Genomic DNA, 19,779 nt, shown 5'->3' with positions numbered 1-19,779 from the left:
ATAGCACGATGACCTTTTCCAATGCCATGCGGCAGCGTCCCAACCGGCGCCCGAAGCTGATCCACCTGTGCGCGCTGGGAGTCGCGCTCATGGTGGCCAATGGCACGCTGCTGGCGGCAACGCCAGTGGCAGCACCCACGCCGGCAGCGGCTGCGCCGGCGATCGCGCCGGCCTCGCTGGCGGTATCCAAGATCGACTTCAAGCGCGGTGAAGACGGCGCCGGCCGCCTGATCCTGAAGTTCGACGGCCAGGGCGCCAGCCCGGACCTGCGGACCCAGGGCAACAACGTCGTCATCGACGTCGGCAACGTGCGCCTGCCGGAGAACCTGCAGAAGTCGATCAACGTGACCGACTTCGCCACGCCGGTGCAGCGCATCGATCCCAAGCCCTATGGCGGCGGTACCCAGCTGGTGCTCAGCACCAACACCGCCTTCGAGTCGCTGGCCTACCAGTCCGGCAACGAGTACGTGGTGGAGATCAGCGCGCGCAAGGAGGCCCCGGCCACCGGTGCGATCAATGCCACCACCGTGAGCCAGGCAGCGGCAGCGGTCGGCCAGCGCGGTTACAGCGGCAAGCCGGTGACCTTCAACTTCCAGGACGTGCCGGTGCGCACCGTGCTGCAGTTGATCGCCGAGGAGTCGAACCTGAATGTCGTTGCCTCCGACAGCGTCGAAGGCAATGTCACCCTGCGCCTGGTCAATGTGCCGTGGGACCAGGCACTGGACATCGTGCTGCGGGCCAAGGGCCTGGACAAGCGTCGCGAAGGCGGCGTGGTGTGGGTTGCCCCGCAGCCGGAACTGGCCAAGTTCGAGCAGGACAAGGAAGACGCCCGCATCGCGATCGAAAACCGCGAAGACCTGGTGACCGATTACATCCAGATCAACTACCACAACGCAGTGCAGATCTTCAAAGCACTGACCGAGGCCAAGGGCATCGGCGGCGGCGGTGGTGGTGGCGGTGGTGGCGGCAGCAGCTCGCAGGAAGACAGTGGCTTCCTGTCCTCGCGCGGTCGCATCGTGGCCGACGAGCGTACCAATACGCTGATGATCAGCGACATCCCGAAGAAGCTGGCGCGCATGCGCGAGCTGATCAACGTCATCGACCGCCCGGTCGACCAGGTGTTGATCGAAAGCCGCATCGTCATCGCCACCGATACCTTCGCGCGCGAACTGGGTGCCAAGTTCGGCATCAGCGGCAGCCGCGACAACGTGTACTTCAGCGGCGACCTGGCGGCCAATGCGGCCACCCGCAGCTCGCAGGTCAATTCGCAGACCGAGTACAACAAGGCGGTCAACGAATGGCTGGCGGGCGGCGGCACGGGCCCGGCACCGGTCAGGACGCCGTCCACGATCACCCGTGGCTTGAACTGGAACCTGCCGGTGGCCGCGGCCAGCAACCCGGGCTCGCTGGCATTGTCGATCCTCAACGCCGGCTACCTGCTGGACGTGGAACTGTCGGCCATGCAGCAGGAGTCGCGTGGTGAAGTGATCTCCAACCCGCGTGTGGTCACCACCAACCAGCGCGAAGCCACGATCAAGCAGGGTAAGGAAATCGGCTACGTCACCATCAGTGGCGGCGGCGGTGTGGGCACGGTTGCCACCCCGAACGTGCAGTTCAAGGAAGTGCTGCTGGAGCTGAAGGTCACCCCGACCATCACCAACGACAACCGCGTGTTCCTGAACATGGCGGTCAAGAAGGATGAAGTCGAGAGCTACATCGTGCTGGAAGGCTACGGCCAGGTGCCGACCATCAACCGTCGCGAAGTGAACACCGCGGTGCTGGTGGAAGACGGCCAGACGGTGGTGATCGGTGGCGTGTACGAGTTCACCGACCGCAACAGCGTGAACAAGGTGCCGTTCCTGGGCGATGTGCCCTTCCTGGGCAACCTGTTCAAGAAGCGCAGCCGCAACAAGGACAAGGCCGAACTGCTGGTCTTCGTCACCCCGAAGGTGCTGCGCGTGGCCAAGACCAACTAAGGCCGCCGCACTGCCTGCAGCGAAAGGGCCGCCTCGTGCGGCCCTTTTCGCGTTCAGGCAATCTTGATCCCGCTCCGGGGCCAGCCCTGCCATCATGTCGGCGGAACCTTGCGCACCTCGCGTGGGTCACATGGACGCCATGAACCTGCCTCCCCCGATGCCCGACACCCAGACCGATACCCCCGCCGCCGCCGACGCGTCCCTTGGCCGCCTCCACGATGGCTTCCGCGCGCTGCGCGATGCGCTGTCCAGCGAGATCGTGGGCCAGGCCGCGCTGGTCGACCGCCTGCTGATCGCCCTGCTTGCCGATGGCCACCTGTTGGTGGAAGGCGCGCCGGGGCTGGCCAAGACCACGGCGATCCGCGCACTGGCTGCCCGCCTGGAAGCGGACTTCTCGCGCGTGCAGTTCACCCCGGACCTGCTGCCGGCCGACCTGACCGGCACCGAGATCTGGCGGCCGCAGGAAGGGCGCTTCGAGTTCGTGCCCGGTCCGATCTTCCACCCGATCCTGCTGGCCGACGAGATCAACCGCGCGCCGGCCAAGGTGCAGTCGGCGCTGCTCGAGGCGATGGGCGAGCGCCAGGTCACGGTGGGCCGCCACACGTATGCGCTGCCGGCGCTGTTCCTGGTGATGGCCACGCAGAACCCGATCGAACAGGAAGGCACCTTCCCGCTGCCCGAAGCGCAGTTGGACCGCTTCCTGATGCACGTGCGCATCGGTTATCCGGATTCGGACGCCGAGGCGGAGATCCTGCGGTTGGCGCGCGACCGCGCGCGCGACGCACTGGGCACGCCGCCGCCGATGCCGGCGCGGATGCCGTTGGAGGATGTCTTCGCCGCCCGCAAGGCGGTGCTGTCGCTGCACATGGCGCCGGCGCTGGAACGCTATCTGATCGAGATCGTACTGGCCTCGCGCGATGCCAGCCGCTACGACCCGGCGCTGGGCCGTCGCATCGCCTGGGGCGCCAGTCCGCGCGGCTCGATCGCGCTGGAGCGCTGCGCCCGCGCCCGCGCCTGGCTTGCCGGCCGCGACTTCGTCACCCCCGATGACGTCCGCAGCGTCGCCCCCGATGTGCTGCGCCACCGCGTGCTGCCCAGCTACGAGGCGACCGCCGAAGGCTGGGATGGCGACCGCCTGGTCGCGGAGCTGCTGGCACGCGTGCCGGCGCCCTGACCCCGATGGGCTCGAACGTGGACGACCCCGCAGGCGTCAGCCAGGGCGACGGCCTGCGCCCCAGCCTGGCCGAACTGGTCGCGCTGCGCCGCAATGCGCATCGCCTCGCACCGGCCCGGCGCGGGCGGCTCGGGCATGCCGGCAGCGCGCCGGCGCCGATGCGCGGCCGCGGCATGGAGTACGCCGAATCGCGTGAGTACGTGGCCGGCGACGATGCGCGGCATATCGACTGGCGCGTTACCGCGCGCACCGGGCGGGCGCATACCAAGCTGTTCCAGGCCGAGCGCGAGCGCTTGACCCTGCTGGTGGCCGACACCGATCCGGTGCTGTATTTCGGCACCCGCGTGCGCTTCAAGTCGGTGCAGGCGGCCCGCGTGGGTGCAATTGCGGCGTGGCTGGCGCAACGCCAGGGCGACCGGCTGGGCGCACTGCGCGGCAGTGCGGTGGAGGCCCCGCTGCCGCCCGCGGGCGGCACCCGCGGCGTGCTGCGCGTGCTCGATGCATTGACCCGCTGGTACGCGCAGCCTCCCGCGGAGGACGCCGGGCTGGACCGGGCGCTCGAACAGGCCTCACGCCTGCTGCGCCCCGGCGCACGCGTGGTGGTGCTGGCCGACCCGGGCCAGGCCGCGGCGATCAGCGTCTCGCGCTGGACCGCGCTGGCGATGCACCACGAAGTCCTGGTGATGCTGCTGGTGGACCCGCTGGAACTCGCCCCGCCGTCGGCGCCGCTGGCCTTCCTGTCGGAGGGCCGCCGCGTGCTGCTCGACCTGGACCGGGCCAGCGTGCGCGAGCACTGGCGCGAACGCTTCGTGACGCCGCTGGAGGCGTTGCAGAAACAGCTCGCATCGCGCCGCATCCAGGTGCATGTGGTGGCCACCGATGACGCCAGCGATTGCTGGCTGACCCCGATGCCCTCGGCGGTGGTGGCATGAGTACGCCCACGTCACTCCCGCTGCGCGACGTGCACCTGCCGGCGGCGCCGTCGTTGTGGCCGCCGGCCCCGGGCTGGTGGCTGCTGGCGGCCGCGCTGCTCGCCCTGTGCCTGCTGGCGGGCGGGTGGCGGCTGCATCGCCAGCGTCGCCAGCAGCGGTGGGAACGCAGTTTCGACGAGGCGGTGGCGCAGGCCGGCACGCCGGTGGAAACCGTCGCCACGATCGCCGCCCTGTTGCGCCGCGCCGCGCGCCTGCGCCAACCCGGCGCCGAGCTGCTGCAGGGGCAGGCGTGGCTGGAATTCCTCGATGCACCGGGCAGCCGCGCCTTCTCCGATGGCGACGGGCGCCTGCTGCTGGACGGCGGCTATCGCCCCCACGTCGATGCCGAGGCAGTGCGCCGGTTGCAGGTGCTGGCCCGCACGCGCTTCCTGGCGCTGGTCTCGGGGCGACGCCGATGATCGCGATGAGCGTGCCGCAGGACCTGGCCGGCGCGTTGCCCGGCTGGCTGTCATGGCTGGACGTGCTGGCCTGGCCATGGATGCTGGCGGCGTTGCCGCTGCCGGTGCTGATGCACTGGTGGCCGCAGCGCAATGCCACCGCCGCGGCGCTGCGCGTGCCGTATGCAGCGGCGCAGTTGCAGGCACTGGGCGCGGGCGCGGGCGGGCGCGCGTTCGGGGTCGGTCGGGTGCTGTTGTGGTTGGCGTGGGCATGCCTGTGCGTGGCCGCATCGCGGCCACAGCAACTCGGCGAGGCGGTCACTCCGCCGCAGCAGGGCCGGCAGATGATGCTGGCGGTGGACGTGTCCGGCAGCATGAGCGAGGCGGACATGCTGCTCGGCAACCGGGTCGTGGAGCGCCTGACGGCGGCCAAGGCCGTGTTGGCCGACTTCCTCGACCGCCGGGCCGGCGACCGCGTGGGCCTGCTGATCTTCGGCGAACGCGCCTACACGCTGACCCCGCTGACCAGCGACCTGGCCAGCGTGCGCCAGCAGTTGGGTGACAGCGTGGTCGGCCTTGCCGGGCGCGAGACCGCGATCGGCGATGCGATCGCGCTGGCGGTCAAGCGCCTGCGCGAGCAACCGCAGGGCCAGCGCGTGCTGATCCTGCTCACCGACGGGGTCAGCAACGCCGGCGTCCTCGAGCCGCTGCGCGCGGCCGAGCTGGCCAAGGCCGAAGGCGTGCGCGTGTACACGGTGGCCTTCGGCGGGGATGGGGGCTTCAGCCTGTTCGGGATGACCATCGCCCCCGGCGAGGATCCGGTGGATGAAGCGACCCTGCAGAAAATAGCCGCGCAGACCGGCGGGCGTTCCTTCCGCGCGCGCAACACCGATGAGCTGGCCGGCATCTATGCCGAACTGCAGCGCCTGGAGCCGGTGGTTTCGGCCGGGCCGGCGGTGCGGCCGCGGATCGAACGCTACGCCTGGCCATTGGCGCTCGCGCTGTTGCTGGCGTCACTGGCGTGGCTGCTGCCAAGGCGGTGGGCATGAACATCGACTGGACTGCGCTGCACCTGGTGCGCCCGCAGGCGCTGTGGGCCCTGTTGGCGCTGCCGCTGATCGCGGCGCTGTGGTACTGGCGCCGCCGCCGTGGCAGCGCTTGGCATGGCGCGGTCGATGCGCACCTGCTGCGCCACCTGCTGGTGGCCGGCGGGCAGCGCGCCTGGGGCGGACTGGTGCTGCTGATGCTCGGCTGGACGCTGGCGGTGTTGGCCCTGGCCGGGCCGAGCTGGCGCCAGGTGGCGCAGCCACTGTGGCAGTCGCCTTCGCCGCTGGTGGTAGCGCTGGACCTGTCCACGCGGATCACCGCCACCGACCTGCCACCCTCGCGCCTGCTGCAGGCGCGCGCCAAGCTGGCCACGCTGCTGCGCGAGCGCCAGGGCGGTGAGGTGGCGCTGCTGGCGTATGCCGACGATGCGTACACCGTGGCGCCGCTGACCGCGGACGCTGCCAACGTGGCGCTGTACCTGGACGCGCTTGGCCCGGACGTGATGCCGCGCGATGGCCAGCGCGCCGAGCGCGCGCTGGATGCCGCGGTCCTGCTGCTGCAGCAGTCCGGCGCACATGACGGCGACATCCTGCTGCTCACCGACCGCGCCGACGCTGCGGCCACCCCGGCGGCCGCGGCGGCACGCCGGCAGGGTATCCGCGTGTCGGTGCTTGGCCTGGGGACACCGGCCGGCGCGGCGTACCGCAGCGGCGATGGCCAGATTGCCCAGGCCAGGCTGGAGGAGGCGCCCCTGCAGGCGATCGCCAGCGCGGGCGGAGGGCGCTACGTGCGTATCGCAAGCGACGATGCCGACCTGAAGCAGCTCGGCGTGCTCACGCCGACGCTCAGCCAGGCCGATCGCCGCGACGGCGATGGGCTGGCCTGGCGCGATGAAGGATTCTGGCTGTTGCCGCCGCTGATGCTCCTCGCGCTGTGGGCGTTCCGTCGTCGCGGGCTGGCGATGGCGCTGGTGCTGTGCACCGCGCTGCCGCTGGCCGCGCCGGCGCCGGTGTACGCCGCCGAGGGCACCTGGTGGCAACGTGCGGACCAGGCCACCCAGGAGCGCCTTGGCGCCGGCGTGGATGCGTACCGGAAGGGCGACTTCAAGGCCGCCCAGCAGCAGTTCGACGGGATCGACACCGCGACCGGCTGGTACAACCTGGGCAACGCGCTGGCGCGCCAGGGCCAATACGACGCGGCTATCGCGGCCTACGACAAGGCCCTGCAGCGGTCGCCGGGGATGGCCGATGCCGTGGCCAACCGCACCGCGGTGGAGGCCGCGCGCAGGCGCAAGCCGCCGTCGCCGCCGCAGGGCAAGGACGGACAGCCCGCGAAGACCCCGCCGTCGTCGGGGCAGGGCGGACAACCCGGGCAGGATCAGGCACCGCCCAAGCAGCAGGGCAAGCAGGACCCGGGCGAGGCGCCGCCCACGCCAGGGCAGTCACCCGGCACCCCGCAGGAGGCCAAGGGCGAATCCGGGCAGCCGAACCCGGCCGCGCAGGCGCAGGCCGATGCCGCCCAGCGCCAGCGCATGCAGCAGGCGCTGCAGCGGCAGGACACGCCCGGCAAGGCCGGGCAGGACACGGCGGCCCAGCGCCAGGCCGCCGAGACCCCGCAACAGCGCGAACAGCGCCAGGCCGTCGAGGCGTGGATGCGGCGCGTGCCGGACGATCCGGGCAGTCTGTTGCGGGCCAAGTTCCAGTTGGAAAACGAACGCAGGAAACGGGAAGGACGATGAGCATCCACTCCATCACGCGGCGCTGGATGCAGGCCGGTTGCTGGCTGCTGCTGGTGCTGTGCGCCACGGCGCAGGCGCAGACACGGGCCTGGCTTGACCGGCAGGACATCAGCGACACCGATACGGTCACCCTCACTATCGAGAGCGATGCCGCCGGCGCGCCGGATTACGCGCCGCTGCGCGCCGATTTCGACCTGAGCGCCCAGACCAGCAGCCGCCAGGTGCAGTGGAGCAATGGCGGGGCCAGCACGCGCAATCTGTTTGCCGTGGTGCTGGCGCCGCGCCGCACGGGCACCCTGCAGATTCCGAGCCTGCAGGTCGGCTCCCAGCGCACCGCGCCGTTGCAGCTGCAGGTGGCTGCCGGGGCCGGGGCCGGGGCGTCGGCGGCGGTACCGGGCAATGCCGCGGTGTTCATGGAAACCGAGGTCGATGACGCCACGCCGTATGTGCAGCAGAGCGTGGGCGTGGTGGTGCGGCTGTTCTACGTGGCCCAACTGGTGTCCGGCGAACTGGTGCTGGATACCCCCGACGGCGCCTCCATGCAGCGCGTGGGCGAGGACCGCAGCCTGGTGCGCGAGGTCAATGGCCGCCGCTACAACCTGGTCGAGCGCCGCTTCCTGCTGATCCCCGAGCGCAGCGGGCCGTTGCAGGTGCCGGCGGCCCAGTTCAACGGACGTGCGGCCGGGGGGTTCTTCGATGACATGTTCGGTGGCGACGGGCGGCTGCGCGCGAGTGCGCCGGCGCGCACGTTGCAGGTGCAGCCGCAGCCGGCGAGTGCGCCGCAGCCGTGGCTGCCGCTGCACGACCTGCGCCTGCGCTACACCGCCGCGCCCGACAGCGGGCGGGCCGGCGAAGCGGCCACGGTGGTGGTGGAAGCCGTCGCCGTGGGTGCCACCCGTGCGCAGTTCCCGGAGCTGCCCTCGCTGGACGTGGGCCCGGATGCGCAGGTGTTTGCCGAGCCGGCCCAATACGATGAGACCTTCAACGGCGGCACCCCACAGCTCAAACTGACCCGACGCTATTCGATCGTGCCGCGCGGCCCCGGCACCCTGCGCGTACCTGGTCCGCGCATGGCGTGGTGGGACGTGCAGGCGGGCGAGGCACGTGTGACGGCCCTGCCGGACCTGACCCTGGCCGTGGCGGCGGGTGGCGCGGGCGGCTCGGCACCCGCGCCGCTCCCGGTGGATACGCGCTCGGCGCTTCCCGGGCAGGCGCCGGCGGCGTCCAATGCGCTGCCGTTGGCGGCGCTGCCGGCGCCCACCCGGCCCTGGGGCTGGATCGCGGCGGCCTGCTTCGCGTTGCTGTGGCTGCTCACGCTGGCGTGGGGCTGGCGCCGGAGGCGGCATGACGGCCGTCGCGCACCCGCGCCGGTCGGCGTGGCGGCCGCGCCGGTTGCGCCGGTGTCGCGGGCCGAACTGCGCCGGGCCATGGAAAGCCAGGGCCTGGACGAGATCATCGCGTTGTTGGCGGCGATGGGCCGGGTGCAGGGGCTGGAGGGCGTGATCGCGCGGCTGGCCGACCCCGTCCAGCGCGAGGCCCTGCTGGCCATGCAGCAGGCGCGCTGGTCCGGCCAGGGCGGCGATGTGGCCGCCGCCCGCCAGGCCCTGCGCCGGGCGTTCCATGACGGACCGCACTGGCAGCCGGCCACGGTGGCGGAAAACAATGGGCTGGCGCCTCTATATCCTTCAGGACCTTGATGCGCCGCCGGGCCTGCGGGACCGGCTTTGCTAAGCTGATTCACTTCTTTACAGGAAAGCCGCTACATGACTGAGGCCGCAACGACCCGGAAGAAACTGCCCTTGCACTGGAAAATGGGCATTGGCTTCGCGCTGGGCCTGGTGCTCGGCCTGATCGTGCATGCCGCCGGCCCGGGCGTCCCCGGCCTGACCGATGCCGCCAAGGGCGTGATGGCCTGGGTGACCACGCCGCTGTCGGGCCTGTTCCTCAACCTGATCTTCATGCTCATCGTGCCGCTGATCTTCTCGGCGTTGATCATGGGCGTGTCGGAGATGGGCGACATCCGCGCGCTCGGCCGGATCGGCTGGAAGACCCTGGCCTACACGGTGCTGCTGTCGGGCATCGCGGTGGGCATCGGCCTGGTGCTGGTCAACGTGCTCAAGCCCGGCGCTGGCATGGACCCGCAGGTGGCGGCGCAGATGCTGTCGGAGAACGCCGAGCGCAGCAAGGAAATCGTCGCCGGCATCCATGAAACGCCCAAGGGCATGGACATGCTGCTGTCGATCGTGCCCAGCAACGTGCTGCAGGCCGCATCGGACAACGGCGCGATCCTGTCGCTGATGTTCTTCGCGCTGATGTTCGGCATCGGCATGGTGCTGAGCCCGGAAGAAAAGGTCGCGCCGCTGCGCCGCGCCATCGAAGGCGTGTTCGAAGTCTCTATGACCCTGATCAATCTGGTCATCCGCCTGGCGCCGTATGCGGTGGCCTGCTTCATGTTCAACCTGGCCGCGCTGTTCGGCTTCGACCTGATCATCCGCCTGGGCGCATACGTGGGCGTGGTGGTGCTGGCGCTGGGCCTGCACATGGTGGTGACCTACGGCACGGCGGTGTGGCTGTCCGGGCGTTCGCCGCTGTCGTTCTTCCGCGATACCCAGGAAGCGACGGTGATGGCCTTCTCCACCGCCTCCAGCAATGCCACCCTGCCGACCGCGCTGCGCGTGGCCGACCAGATGGGGCTGCCGCAGAAGGTCTCGCGCTTCGTGCTGACCGTGGGCGCCACCGCCAACCAGAACGGCACCGCGTTGTTCGAGGGCGTGACGGTGATCTTCCTGGCGCAGTTCTTCGGCGTGGACCTGAGCATCGGCCAGCAGGTGATGGTGATGGCGGTCTGCATCCTCGGTGGCATCGGCACGGCCGGCGTGCCGTCCGGCTCGCTGCCGGTGGTGGCGATGATCTGCGCCATGGTCGGGGTGAACCCGCTGGGCATCGGCCTGATCCTGGGCGTGAACCACTTCCTGGACATGTGCCGTACCGCCCTCAACGTCACCGGTGACCTGGCCCTGACCACGCTGGTGGCCAAGGGCGAGACCGACGACAGCCCGGTCCCGGTGCAGGTCGGCCGCGACTGACTCCCCGCCGGGCACCGCCGCCGCGCCAGCCCCGATCAACGCCCCGCCCCGAGCGGGGCGTTTTTTGTTCAGGAAGCAGACGCACGGCCTGACCCCGCTGGACGTCTGTGGGACAATGACGCGCCCGCACGTTCGCGGCCGCCTCCCGATTCCGACAGAACCATGACGCAGCCTACCCGCCGCCAGTTGGCCAATGCCATCCGCTTCCTCGCCGCTGATGCGGTCGAAACCGCCAAGTCCGGGCATCCCGGCATGCCGATGGGCATGGCCGATATCGCCGAGGTCCTCTGGAACGACTATCTCCGTCACAACCCGAACAATCCGAAGTGGTTCAACCGCGACCGCTTCGTGTTGTCCAACGGCCACGGCTCGATGCTGCAGTACGCGCTGCTGCACCTGAGCGGTTACGACCTGCCGATCGAACAGCTCAAGCAGTTCCGCCAGCTGGGCAGCAAGACCGCCGGCCACCCGGAACACCATGAAACCCCCGGCGTGGAGACCACCACCGGTCCGCTCGGCCAGGGCCTGGCCAACGCCGTGGGCTTCGCGCTCGCCGAGAAGTTGCTGGCACAGCGCTACAACCGCCCCGAGCACGAGATCGTCGACCACCGCACCTGGGTGTTCCTGGGCGACGGCTGCCTGATGGAAGGCATCTCGCACGAAGCCGCCTCGCTGGCCGGCACCTGGGGCCTGGGCAAGCTGGTCTGCTTCTGGGATGACAACCACATCTCCATCGACGGCAACACCGAAGGCTGGTTCACCGACAACACCCCCGAGCGTTTCGAAGCCTATGGCTGGAACGTGGTGCGCGGCGTCGATGGCCACGATCCGGAGAGCATCAAGGCCGCCATCGACAGCGCCCTGGCCCAGTTCGACAAGCCGACCCTGATCTGCTGCCGCACCACCATCGGCTTCGGTTCGCCGGGCAAGGCCGGCAAGGAATCCAGCCACGGCGCGCCGCTGGGCAAGGACGAGCTGGAAGCCACCCGCAAGCAGCTGGGCTGGAACTACGGTCCGTTCGAGATTCCCGAAGAGATCTACGCCGGCTGGCGTGCCGGCGGTACCGGCACCCTGCGCCAGGCCGAATGGGAACTGCAGTTCGACAAGTACGCCGCGCAGTTCCCGGCCGAAGCCGAAGAGCTGACCCGTCGTTCGCATGGTGAGCTGCCGGCCGATTTCATCGCCAAGGCCGATGCCTACATCGCCAAGGTCCAGGAAGAAGGCCAGACCATCGCCTCGCGCAAGGCCTCGCAGCTGGCGATCGAAGCGTTCGCGCCGCTGCTGCCGGAGCTGGTGGGCGGCTCGGCCGACCTGGCCCACTCCAACCTGACCCTGTGGAAGGCCAGCAAGTCGGTCGCCACCGATGACCCGAACGCCAACTACGTGTATTACGGCGTGCGCGAATTCGGCATGACCGCCATTGCCAATGGCCTGGCCCTGCATGGCGGGTTCATTCCCTTCGATGCCACCTTCCTGGTGTTCAGCGACTACGCCCGCAACGGCGTGCGCATGAGCGCGCTGATCCCGGCGCACGCCATCCACGTCTATACCCACGACTCGATCGGCCTGGGCGAAGACGGCCCGACCCACCAGCCGGTGGAGCACCTGGCCTCGCTGCGCTACATCCCCAACAACGATGTGTGGCGCCCGTGCGATGCGGTCGAGTCGGCGGTCAGCTGGAAGTCGGCGATCACCCGCACCGACGGCCCGAGCTGCCTGGTGTTCAGCCGCCAGAACCTGCCGCACCAGCCGCGCAGCACCGAGCAGGTCGCGCAGATCGCGCGCGGTGGCTACGTGCTGGCCGACGCCGAAGGCGGCGTGCCCGACGTGATCCTGATCGGTACCGGTTCGGAAGTGGGCCTGGCCGTGGCCGCCAAGGCCGAGCTGGATGCTGCCGGGATCAAGACCCGCGTGGTGTCCATGCCGTCCACCGACGTGTTCGATCGCCAGGACGCGGCGTATCGCGAGTCGGTGCTGCCCAACGCGGTGCGCAAGCGCGTGGCGGTGGAAGCCGGCGTCACCGGTTTCTGGCGCCAGTACGTGGGCCTGGACGGTGCGGTGGTCGGTATCGACACCTTCGGTGCCTCGGCCCCGGCCGAAGCGTTGTACAAGCACTTCGGCATCACCACCGACCACGTGGTGGCCGCTGCCAAGGCGCTCTGATGCACTGAGTGCCGTTGCAGGGTTTGCAGCAGAAGGCCGGGGATTTCCCCGGCCTTCTGCGTTTCCGGGAGAGCAGCCGAGCATGGCTCGGCTCTACCACCCCGATCGATGCACGGCCCGGGGTAGAGCCGAGCCATGCTCGGCTGCGCCAGACGACGCGCCTTGTCACCCTCGGACGATGCGAGGATCGCCGGTAGAGCCGAGCCATGCTCGGCTGCGCCAGACGACGCGCCTTGTCACCCTGGGGACGATGCGTGGCTCGCCGGTAGAGCCGAGCCATGCTCGGCTGCTCCATACGACGCGCCTTGTCACCCTCGGACGATGCGAGGCTCGCCGGTAGAGCCGAGCCATGCTCGGCTGCTCCAGGCGATGCGCCTTGTCACCCTGGGGACGATGCGTGGATCGCCGGTAGAGCCGAGCCATGCTCGGCTGCTCCATACGACGCGCCTTGTCACCCTCGGACGATGCGTGGCTCGGCGGTAGAGCCGAGCCATGCTCGGCTGCTCCAGACGACGCGCCTTGTCACCCTGGGACGATGCGTGGCTCGCCGGTAGAGCCGAGCCATGCTCGGCTGCGCCAGACGACGCGCCCCGCGCTCAGGCGGCTGCCGTCCGCGCCAACGCCAACCGCACCAACCGCGCTTCGATCCGCTCGCCAAAACTCGTCGGTGCATCCAGTCCCATCCGCTGCAGGTACACCGCATCGCCATCGCCGGCCGGCTGGGTCAAGGCGGCCAGGACCGTGCGCAGCTTGCTGCCGCGCGTCTGCGTGTTCTGCTTCAACCAGCCCAAGGCCTTGACCAGGTGCTGTTCGACCTCGGTGAAGTCGCTGCCCAGCGGGTAGTCGGGCAACAGGCCCGAGTGGCGGAACGGGGCCAACGCGGCACTGACGGCCGCGGCACTGTTGCGCCGTTGCCAGTGCTCGGGCGCGGCGAAGGCGGCGTCCAGCTTCTTCGATGCCTTGGCCGTCTGCAGCAGCTCGGCCTGGAAGGCCGCATCGGTGATCCCGGCCATGCCGATCACGCAGTCCTCGTCGGTGAGGTTGCGCAGGTCGGCAATGCCGTACTCGTTGATGTAGATGTCGCGCAGGTGCCGCGGGATGGTGGTGTGGCCGTAATTCCAGCGCACGTTGGACTGCAGCCGGCCCTTGTCCTCGCGCACGGCGCGGAACATCAACGCGCTGCGTGCCTCCGGCAGCGCGTGCGCCATCGCCACGAAGTTGTACTGGCCGCCCACGCCGGACACCACGCGGCCGTCTTCCAGGGCGTCGGATACTGCCGCGCCCAATGCGGTGGCGATCATGCACGAGTTGAAGAAGCGGGCATGGCGGCGCTGCAGGCGTTCGAGCACTTCATCGCCGCCGTAGAGCTGGTTGATCTCGCTGATCCGGCGCATGCCGATGGCCCGGCGTTCGTCGTCGGGCAGGTCGCGCAGCCACTGGTAGAACTCCGGCGAGCCCAGGTAGAACGCACCATGCAGGTACTCGCCCTCGGCGGCGAGGGTGGCGTGGTCGATGGTCAGGGTGCTGCCGTTCTCGATGCGCTGCATCAGGGCCACGTCATCGTGCACCTTGCGCCGGATCACGCCGGTCTGGACGAGGCGGCGGAAACCTTCGTTGAGCATTTCGCTGCAGCCGTACAGGCCGATCTCGAACGGCTCCAGGCCACCGCATTCGCGCACGGTGGGGTGGCTGGACAGGGTCGGGTCGAGCGCGTGCAGCAGCTGCCGGTAGCGCGCGTTGTCGGTATGCCGCAGCACCAGCGCATGGCTGATCGCATCGGCGAGGGTGCCGATGCCGATCTGCAGCGTGCCACCGTCGCGGACCAGCGCGCTGGCGTACAGGCCGATGGCGTAGTCGGCGTCGCTCACCGGCTGCCGCGGCAGGCCGAACAGGTCGGGGTAGGGCGGTGGCGGGCTGATCACCAGGTCGAAGAAGCTCACATCCACCGTGGCCGAGCCGGCCAGGTACGGCAGCTGCGGGTCGATCTCGGCGATCATCAACGGGCGCGGCAGGCCGCGCGCGACCATCGCGTCCAGCGTGTCCTGGGTGATGTCGTTGTTGCACGACAGCGACAGCCGCCGGTCATCCGGGCGCACCGCCACCTTCTGCACGATCGCGTGCGGCGCGCGCTGGGCCACCGCATCGGCGGCGTGGGTGTAATTGAGGCTGGTGTAGCTGCGCTGTGCCTGCGAGGAAGTGAGCAGCGCGCCGGACTGCATGTAGAACTCCTCCACCTGCACGTGCGCGGGCAGGCGGTCGCGGGCAACGGCGTCGGCATAGGCCAGGCGCGGGAAATCCTCACCGAAGTGGCGCGCGGCGAACGGCGCCATGAAGCGCGCCTCCAGCCCGGTGCCGCTGGGCTTGGGCGGGTTCAACGACAGCGCGGTGTAGATCTGCAGCGGGCGCGACGGATCGTTCTCCACCCGCGCATACAGCGCGTTGAGCAACCGGTGCGGCTTGCCCAGCGCCAGCGGCGCGCCGATGCGCAACGGGCCCTCCACGCGCTGCAGCAGCCAGTCGGTCGCCGCGTCGAGGTCGGTGAGGTGTTCGGTCATCCAGCGCCATCCTGCAGGTATATGCGGGCCATTACAGCATCTCGGGCTTGAACAGACGGCGACGCGAGACCTCATCGCCGGACAGCATGAACTGGCCATCGCCCCGGTAGTGCACGGTGCGAGGCACCTTCGGCGTGCGCGCGACGTGCGCCTTGACCACCTCCCAGATGAACATGCCATGCCGCGAGACCTGGCTGCGGTCGGCCAGCCGGCACTCGAAACTGGCATGGCACTGGGCCAAGAGCGGTGCCGCCACCGCGCTGGCGGCGACGGTGTCCAGGCCGAAGTGCTCGAACTTGTCGATCGCCGCGCCGCTGCTGTTGCCGATGCCCACGACGGTGTCGAGCATGGCGGCCGTGGGAACATTGATGACGCATTCGCCACTGCGGCGGATCAGCTCGAAGCTGTGGTTGCCGCTGGAAATCATGGTCGCCAGCCGCGAGGGAGTGAATGCCAGCACCATGTGCCAGCCGAGCGTCATGACGTTGCGCTGGTCCTTCCAGGCCGAGGTGACCAGCACGATCGGGCCGGGTTCAAGGAAGTGGCGCACGTCCTCGACCGGGTAGTCGAATTTTCGGTAGCGTCTCATCGAGGGCTCCGTGGGGCGTCGCCCGATGCTGGCAGCGAGGGGATGAACCGGCTGTCGAAGGGGTTGACACGGGTTTCGATTACGTGCGTAATCGGTTCATCGATTACGGATGTAAATGATGAGCCAGATCAGCGAAGCAGAAGCCGTGGTGATGGATGTGCTCTGGGGCGAGCATCCGTTGGGCGCGGATGAGGTGGTGGCCGCGCTGGCCGGGCGTGGCTGGGCCGAACCCACCATCAAGACCTTGCTCAACCGGCTGCTGACCAAGGGCGCGATCAGTGCCAGCCGCGATGGGCGCCGCTACCTCTACTCGCCGGTACTGCAGCGCCAGGCCTGGGTGGCCGAGCAGAGCAGCGGCCTGCTGGACAAGCTGTTCGATGGCCGCGTGGCGCCGCTGGTCGCCCATTTCAGCCAGCGCGGGGAACTCAGTGCGCAGGACATCGCCGAGCTGAAGGCGCTCATCGAGGGACTGGACCATGACTGAGCTGCTCACCGGACTGATGCAGGCCAGCGTATGGCTGGCGATCGCGGTGCTGCTGCTGGCCGCGTCGCGCCCGTTGCTGCTGGCCCTGGGCGGGGCGGCGCTGGTCTATCGCAGCTGGTGGTGCGTGCCGGTGCTGCTGCTGACCTTGCACCTGCCGTTGCCGGTGGCGCCGTTGGCCGATGCGCTGCCGATGCTTGCCGCCGCCGCGGCCTGGAGCGCGCCGGTCGTGGCCCCGGCCGCGCCTGCCTGGCCGTGGCTGCTGCTGGTGGCGTGGGCACTCGGCGCGCTGGGCAACGGCGCCGTCGCCTGGCGCGCGCAACGCCGCTTCGAGCGCGCCCTGGGCACGCTGCGGCCGCGTGCCGACGGCAGTTGGCAGGCCAGCGCCGATCCCGGCTTGCCCGCCCTGGTCGGCCTGTGGGCACCGCGCATCGTGGTGGGCCCGAGGTTCGAGGCGGATTTCAGCGCGGCCGAACAGGCCCTGATCCTGCAGCACGAGCGCAGCCATCGCCGCCATGGTGACCCGTGGGCCAACCTCGCACTCCTCGTGTTGCGCTGCGTGTTCTGGTTCCACCCGCTGTTGCCCTGGGCCGCGCGTCGTTTCCTGCGCGACCAGGAGCTGGCCTGCGATGCACGCACCATCGATCCACACCCGGCCCAGCGCCGGCTTTACGCCAACGCGCTGCTGAAGGCGCAGTTGGTCCACCCGGTTGCGCCGATGGCCTGCCACTGGCGCAGCCAACCGATGTTGAAGGAGCGTATTGCCATGTTGAAGGAACACAAGCGGAAGGCACTGCCGTGGATGACCGGGCAGGTGCTGGTGGTGGGGATGAGCCTGGGTCTGGCGGCAGTGGCGTGGGCCAGCAAAGGCGGGATCGACACCGCGTCGATTGAAGCGGACCCGGCGGCGCTGGCCAACCAGGCCGGTACGGGCGCAGCCGTCGACGTGCCGGCCAAGACCCGCGACATGGCACCGCCCAGCTATCCCAGCGCTGCGTTCGAGCAGGGTCTGTCGGGCAAGGTGGTGCTGCGGGTGGAGGTCGATGCCGAGGGCAAGGCCGGCGAGGTGCGCGTGCTCAGTTCCACGCCGGCCGGCGTGTTCGACGCGGCCTCGATCGCCGCGGCGAAAAAATGGACCTTCGAGCCGGCGCGACGGGACGGCAAGGCGGTGACCTCGGCGCTGAAGATCCCGATGACCTTCCAGATGAACGAGACGGGTCCGGCGCCGTGAGGCAGGCGCTCCCCCTGCTGGCCGTTGCGTGCCTGCTGGTCGGCTGCGCAAGCCGACCGTCGGTCACCACGGTGGATACCCGCAGCGAAAACGTGGCGCTACAGCGGCTGCACGCCGATGGCGGCGACGGTGCAGGCCAGGTGCAGCCGTATCGGCTGCTGCCCAGCCAGGGCTACCGCATGCCGCAGTTGTACGCGGCGCAGGACCCGGTGGTCGGGGCACGCGACCCACGTCGCGAGCTGCCGCCCACCGTGGTGTGCCTGCAGGTGGTGGTCACGGCGGAAGGCAAGGTGGACCGCAGCGTGGCCCTGGCCGATCGCCCCGAATGCACCGCCGGCACCGCAGCGGAAAATGCGCCGTTGCTGCAGGCAGCGCAGGAGGCGGTGGCGCACTGGCTGTTTTCCCCGGCGGCGGTCTGTCACTACGCTGCCGGCGTCGTCCCCGACAACAAAGGGCATTGCGACGGCGCGCAGCGGATCGAGCCGGTGCCGGTGAGCCTGCTGTACGCCTTCACGTTTGAAATCGTGCACGGCCAGCACACGGTGCATAGCCAGGGGCGCTGAGCACCGTCGTGGCGGCCGGTGGCCGGCAACCGCATCAACCGATCATCGCGGGGTGGCCGGCCAGCGGCCGACACTAGGATCGGCCGGGGCCGCCCTGGATATTGGCTTTCACCGAGGGATGCATCAGTTTCGGCTCGGCCAGCGTTGCATCACGGGCCCGCCGCGTGGCGACGAAGTCGGCTTCGCTGACGCCCTCAGCCAGGTGGATGTTGCGCGCGCGCTGTGCACCGATGGTGGTTTCATTGGCGACCTCGCGACCACCCGGGCCGTAGTCGTGGCAGATGAACACGCGGGTGGCGTCGGGCAGGGCCAGCAGGCGCTGGATCGAGCGGTACAACTGTGCGGCATCGCCGCCCGGGAAGTCGCAGCGGGCGGTGCCGCCATCAGGCATGAACAGCGAGTCGCCGGTGAACAGCGCATCGCCGATGCGGTAGGCCACGCTGTCGCTGGTGTGACCAGGCACGGCGATCACCTCTGCATCCACCGCGCCGAGCGCGAAGCGTTCGCCATCGGCGAACAGGTGGTCGAACTGCGAGCCGTCGGTGGGCACGTCCAGCGCATAGCGGGGGGCGAACGTGCGCTGTACCTGCACGATGCCGTTGCCCATCGCCAGCGTGGCCGCCGGCCAGTGCTGCTTGAGCCATCGGCCGGCACTGACGTGGTCGGCGTGGGCGTGGGTTTCCAGCAGCCAGCGCACCTGCAGCCCGCCGTCACGGACATGCGCGAGAAGCGGTTGCAGGGGCCCGGCGCCGAGTGCGTCGGTGTCCGGGTCGTAGTCCAGCACGGGGTCGATCACCGCCGCCTGCAGGGTCGCCGGATCGTGCACCACGTAGCTGAAGGTATGGCTGTCGGGGTGGAAGAAACTGGCGACGTGCAGTGACATGGGGGGGGCCTCAGCGTTTGCCCAGCGTGGCGTTGAGCAGCACCGCCAGGCGTTCGCCGGCCAGGCGCAGCTCCTGTTCCGCGATCGGGCGATAGGTCGCGGTGTATTCCGGACCCAGCGTACGCCTGGTCGGGTAAACGCCAGGTGCAATGGCGATACGGCAGCTGGCTTCGGCCCACTCGACCGCGTCGGTGGCGATGCTGGAGCGCTTGCCCACCTTGGGCGCGGGCAGGGCCATCAGGCGCTTGAAATACTGGTCGTCGTCCAACTTCTGCTCGTTGAGCATGCCGCTGTCCCACAGCGAATGCAGGTTGGTGCCCCGGTTGTTGAACTGCACCTGGAAGTCGTTGCCGCCCTTGTCATGGCCGTACCCGGCGTGCATCGGCTGGTGGATGTCACCGGCGAAGTGGACGACGAACTTCAGCGCCTGGGCGCGTTCGGCATCGGACTTGCTGCGGTCGCCGAGGATGGCGGTCTGGGCCTTGAGCGCCTCGACCACGCAGTTGCCATCGGTGCAGTGCTTCTGCACCTGGTAGTGGCAGTCGTCCTCGCCGATGTTGACGTAGTGCCAGCCCGCCGAGCGCTTGCCCAGGCCCGGGTCCTTGGCGCGCAGCTGGTCGGCCCATGGGGCGATGGCATGCAGGGTGGGGTCCGGCTCGCCGGCCAGCAGGCGATCCACGTCGGCCTGGGCCTGTGGGGTGAGCCGGGTTTCGGCGATGCGGGCGACCAGCCGGTGGCCTTGCGCACCCCAGGCCAGGGCGTCGGTGGAGACGAAGGTGAGGGCCAGCGCGAGGGCAGTGGCGGGGAGCAGGGAGGCAATTTTCATCGCCCGCATTCTAGCGGGCTGCCCGCGGGCGCGGCTTGGCCGGATCTGGCCGGCGGCGTGCTGGCGGCGGTACGCTGGGCGCTGGATCGACGGCGGGA

Annotated in this window: 16 protein-coding genes; 12 read left to right on the top strand and 4 right to left on the bottom strand. The window is 69.8% G+C overall.

Translation table 11 applies throughout. The annotated features are described in order from the left end of the window. The first annotated feature begins 8 nt into the window (after positions 1-8). From M2421_RS10350 to tkt, 9 genes are all read left to right on the top strand, one after another. Positions 9-1,976 carry a type IV pilus secretin PilQ family protein gene (locus M2421_RS10350; RefSeq protein ID WP_259206496.1) on the top strand — a complete coding sequence of 656 codons (1,968 nt, stop codon included), beginning with the start codon at positions 9-11 and terminating at the stop codon, positions 1,974-1,976. A gap of 157 nt (positions 1,977-2,133) precedes the next feature. Further along, entirely contained in the window at positions 2,134-3,150 is a 1,017-nt protein-coding gene (locus tag M2421_RS10345; protein WP_259206542.1) for a MoxR family ATPase, read from the top strand. A 17-nt stretch (positions 3,151-3,167) separates the two neighbouring features. Then, entirely contained in the window at positions 3,168-4,082 is a 915-nt protein-coding gene (locus M2421_RS10340; protein WP_259206493.1) for a DUF58 domain-containing protein, read from the top strand. Next, complete coding sequence (locus M2421_RS10335; protein WP_259206490.1) at positions 4,079-4,540, top strand: DUF4381 domain-containing protein; 462 nt, start codon at positions 4,079-4,081, stop codon at positions 4,538-4,540. The genes M2421_RS10340 and M2421_RS10335 overlap by 4 nt, the downstream gene beginning before the upstream one ends. A gap of 80 nt (positions 4,541-4,620) precedes the next feature. Beyond that, on the top strand, positions 4,621-5,568 hold the full coding sequence (locus M2421_RS10330; protein WP_259206540.1) for a VWA domain-containing protein: 948 nt from the start codon (positions 4,621-4,623) through the stop codon (positions 5,566-5,568). Then, positions 5,565-7,304 (top strand): VWA domain-containing protein, encoded by a 1,740-nt coding sequence (locus tag M2421_RS10325; RefSeq protein WP_259206539.1) that lies wholly within the window; start codon positions 5,565-5,567, stop codon positions 7,302-7,304. The genes M2421_RS10330 and M2421_RS10325 overlap by 4 nt, the downstream gene beginning before the upstream one ends. A 26-nt stretch (positions 7,305-7,330) precedes the next feature. Continuing rightward, on the top strand, positions 7,331-9,001 hold the full coding sequence (locus M2421_RS10320; protein ID WP_259206536.1) for a BatD family protein: 1,671 nt from the start codon (positions 7,331-7,333) through the stop codon (positions 8,999-9,001). 66 nt (positions 9,002-9,067) lie between these two features. Beyond that, positions 9,068-10,390 (top strand): dicarboxylate/amino acid:cation symporter, encoded by a 1,323-nt coding sequence (locus M2421_RS10315; RefSeq protein WP_259206488.1) that lies wholly within the window; start codon positions 9,068-9,070, stop codon positions 10,388-10,390. A 162-nt stretch (positions 10,391-10,552) separates the two neighbouring features. After that, positions 10,553-12,553, top strand: coding sequence for a transketolase (tkt, locus tag M2421_RS10310; protein ID WP_259206486.1), 2,001 nt, complete (start codon positions 10,553-10,555; stop codon positions 12,551-12,553). Between the two features lie 596 nt (positions 12,554-13,149). On the opposite strand, the gene M2421_RS10305 is transcribed toward tkt, so the two are convergent. After that, positions 13,150-15,108 (bottom strand): acetyl-CoA hydrolase/transferase C-terminal domain-containing protein, encoded by a 1,959-nt coding sequence (locus tag M2421_RS10305; protein ID WP_259206484.1) that lies wholly within the window; start codon positions 15,106-15,108, stop codon positions 13,150-13,152. 31 nt (positions 15,109-15,139) lie between these two features. Beyond that, positions 15,140-15,697, bottom strand: coding sequence for a flavin reductase family protein (locus M2421_RS10300; protein ID WP_259206483.1), 558 nt, complete (start codon positions 15,695-15,697; stop codon positions 15,140-15,142). A 118-nt stretch (positions 15,698-15,815) separates the two neighbouring features. Between M2421_RS10300 and M2421_RS10295 the strand changes: the two genes are divergently transcribed. Genes M2421_RS10295 through M2421_RS10285 form a run of 3 tightly spaced genes read left to right on the top strand, consistent with a single transcriptional unit; the run spans position 15,816 to position 17,972 of the window. Next, complete coding sequence (locus tag M2421_RS10295) at positions 15,816-16,181, top strand: BlaI/MecI/CopY family transcriptional regulator (protein WP_259206481.1); 366 nt, start codon at positions 15,816-15,818, stop codon at positions 16,179-16,181. Beyond that, positions 16,174-17,409, top strand: coding sequence for a TonB family protein (locus M2421_RS10290; RefSeq protein ID WP_259206479.1), 1,236 nt, complete (start codon positions 16,174-16,176; stop codon positions 17,407-17,409). The genes M2421_RS10295 and M2421_RS10290 overlap by 8 nt, the downstream gene beginning before the upstream one ends. Next, a complete protein-coding gene (locus tag M2421_RS10285) occupies positions 17,406-17,972 on the top strand; it encodes a hypothetical protein (RefSeq protein WP_259206476.1) in 567 nt (188 codons plus the stop codon). Before M2421_RS10290 ends, M2421_RS10285 begins: the two co-directional genes overlap by 4 nt. Before the next feature lie 73 nt (positions 17,973-18,045). On the opposite strand, the gene M2421_RS10280 is transcribed toward M2421_RS10285, so the two are convergent. Next, a complete protein-coding gene (locus M2421_RS10280; RefSeq protein ID WP_259206475.1) occupies positions 18,046-18,855 on the bottom strand; it encodes an MBL fold metallo-hydrolase in 810 nt (269 codons plus the stop codon). Between the two features lie 10 nt (positions 18,856-18,865). Then, positions 18,866-19,690, bottom strand: a complete 825-nt coding sequence (locus M2421_RS10275; protein ID WP_259206472.1) for a S1/P1 nuclease — start codon at positions 19,688-19,690, stop codon at positions 18,866-18,868. Between the last annotated feature and the right edge of the window lie 89 nt (positions 19,691-19,779).

The sequence above is a fragment of the Stenotrophomonas sp. BIGb0135 genome (genome assembly GCF_024810105.1).
In the GTDB taxonomy this organism is placed as follows: Bacteria; Pseudomonadota; Gammaproteobacteria; order Xanthomonadales; family Xanthomonadaceae; genus Stenotrophomonas; species Stenotrophomonas maltophilia_AB.
The sequence above is the reverse complement of the archived record's forward strand: the minus strand, read 5'-3'. Positions and strand labels throughout refer to the sequence as shown.

Bases quoted from the DNA above. Each gene is read 5' to 3' on its own strand.
- M2421_RS10350 (WP_259206496.1), top strand. From the start codon at position 9: ATGACCTTTTCCAATGCCATGCGGCAGCGTCCCAACCGGCGCCCGAAG.
- M2421_RS10345 (WP_259206542.1), top strand. From the start codon at position 2,134: ATGCCCGACACCCAGACCGATACCCCCGCCGCCGCCGACGCGTCCCTT.
- M2421_RS10335 (WP_259206490.1), top strand. From the start codon at position 4,079: ATGAGTACGCCCACGTCACTCCCGCTGCGCGACGTGCACCTGCCGGCG.
- M2421_RS10330 (WP_259206540.1), top strand. From the start codon at position 4,621: ATGCTGGCGGCGTTGCCGCTGCCGGTGCTGATGCACTGGTGGCCGCAG.
- M2421_RS10325 (WP_259206539.1), top strand. From the start codon at position 5,565: ATGAACATCGACTGGACTGCGCTGCACCTGGTGCGCCCGCAGGCGCTG.
- M2421_RS10320 (WP_259206536.1), top strand. From the start codon at position 7,331: ATGCAGGCCGGTTGCTGGCTGCTGCTGGTGCTGTGCGCCACGGCGCAG.
- M2421_RS10315 (WP_259206488.1), top strand. From the start codon at position 9,068: ATGACTGAGGCCGCAACGACCCGGAAGAAACTGCCCTTGCACTGGAAA.
- tkt (WP_259206486.1), top strand. From the start codon at position 10,553: ATGACGCAGCCTACCCGCCGCCAGTTGGCCAATGCCATCCGCTTCCTC.
- M2421_RS10305 (WP_259206484.1), bottom strand. From the start codon at position 15,108: ATGACCGAACACCTCACCGACCTCGACGCGGCGACCGACTGGCTGCTG.
- M2421_RS10300 (WP_259206483.1), bottom strand. From the start codon at position 15,697: ATGAGACGCTACCGAAAATTCGACTACCCGGTCGAGGACGTGCGCCAC.
- M2421_RS10295 (WP_259206481.1), top strand. From the start codon at position 15,816: ATGAGCCAGATCAGCGAAGCAGAAGCCGTGGTGATGGATGTGCTCTGG.
- M2421_RS10290 (WP_259206479.1), top strand. From the start codon at position 16,174: ATGACTGAGCTGCTCACCGGACTGATGCAGGCCAGCGTATGGCTGGCG.
- M2421_RS10280 (WP_259206475.1), bottom strand. From the start codon at position 18,855: ATGTCACTGCACGTCGCCAGTTTCTTCCACCCCGACAGCCATACCTTC.
- M2421_RS10275 (WP_259206472.1), bottom strand. From the start codon at position 19,690: ATGCGGGCGATGAAAATTGCCTCCCTGCTCCCCGCCACTGCCCTCGCG.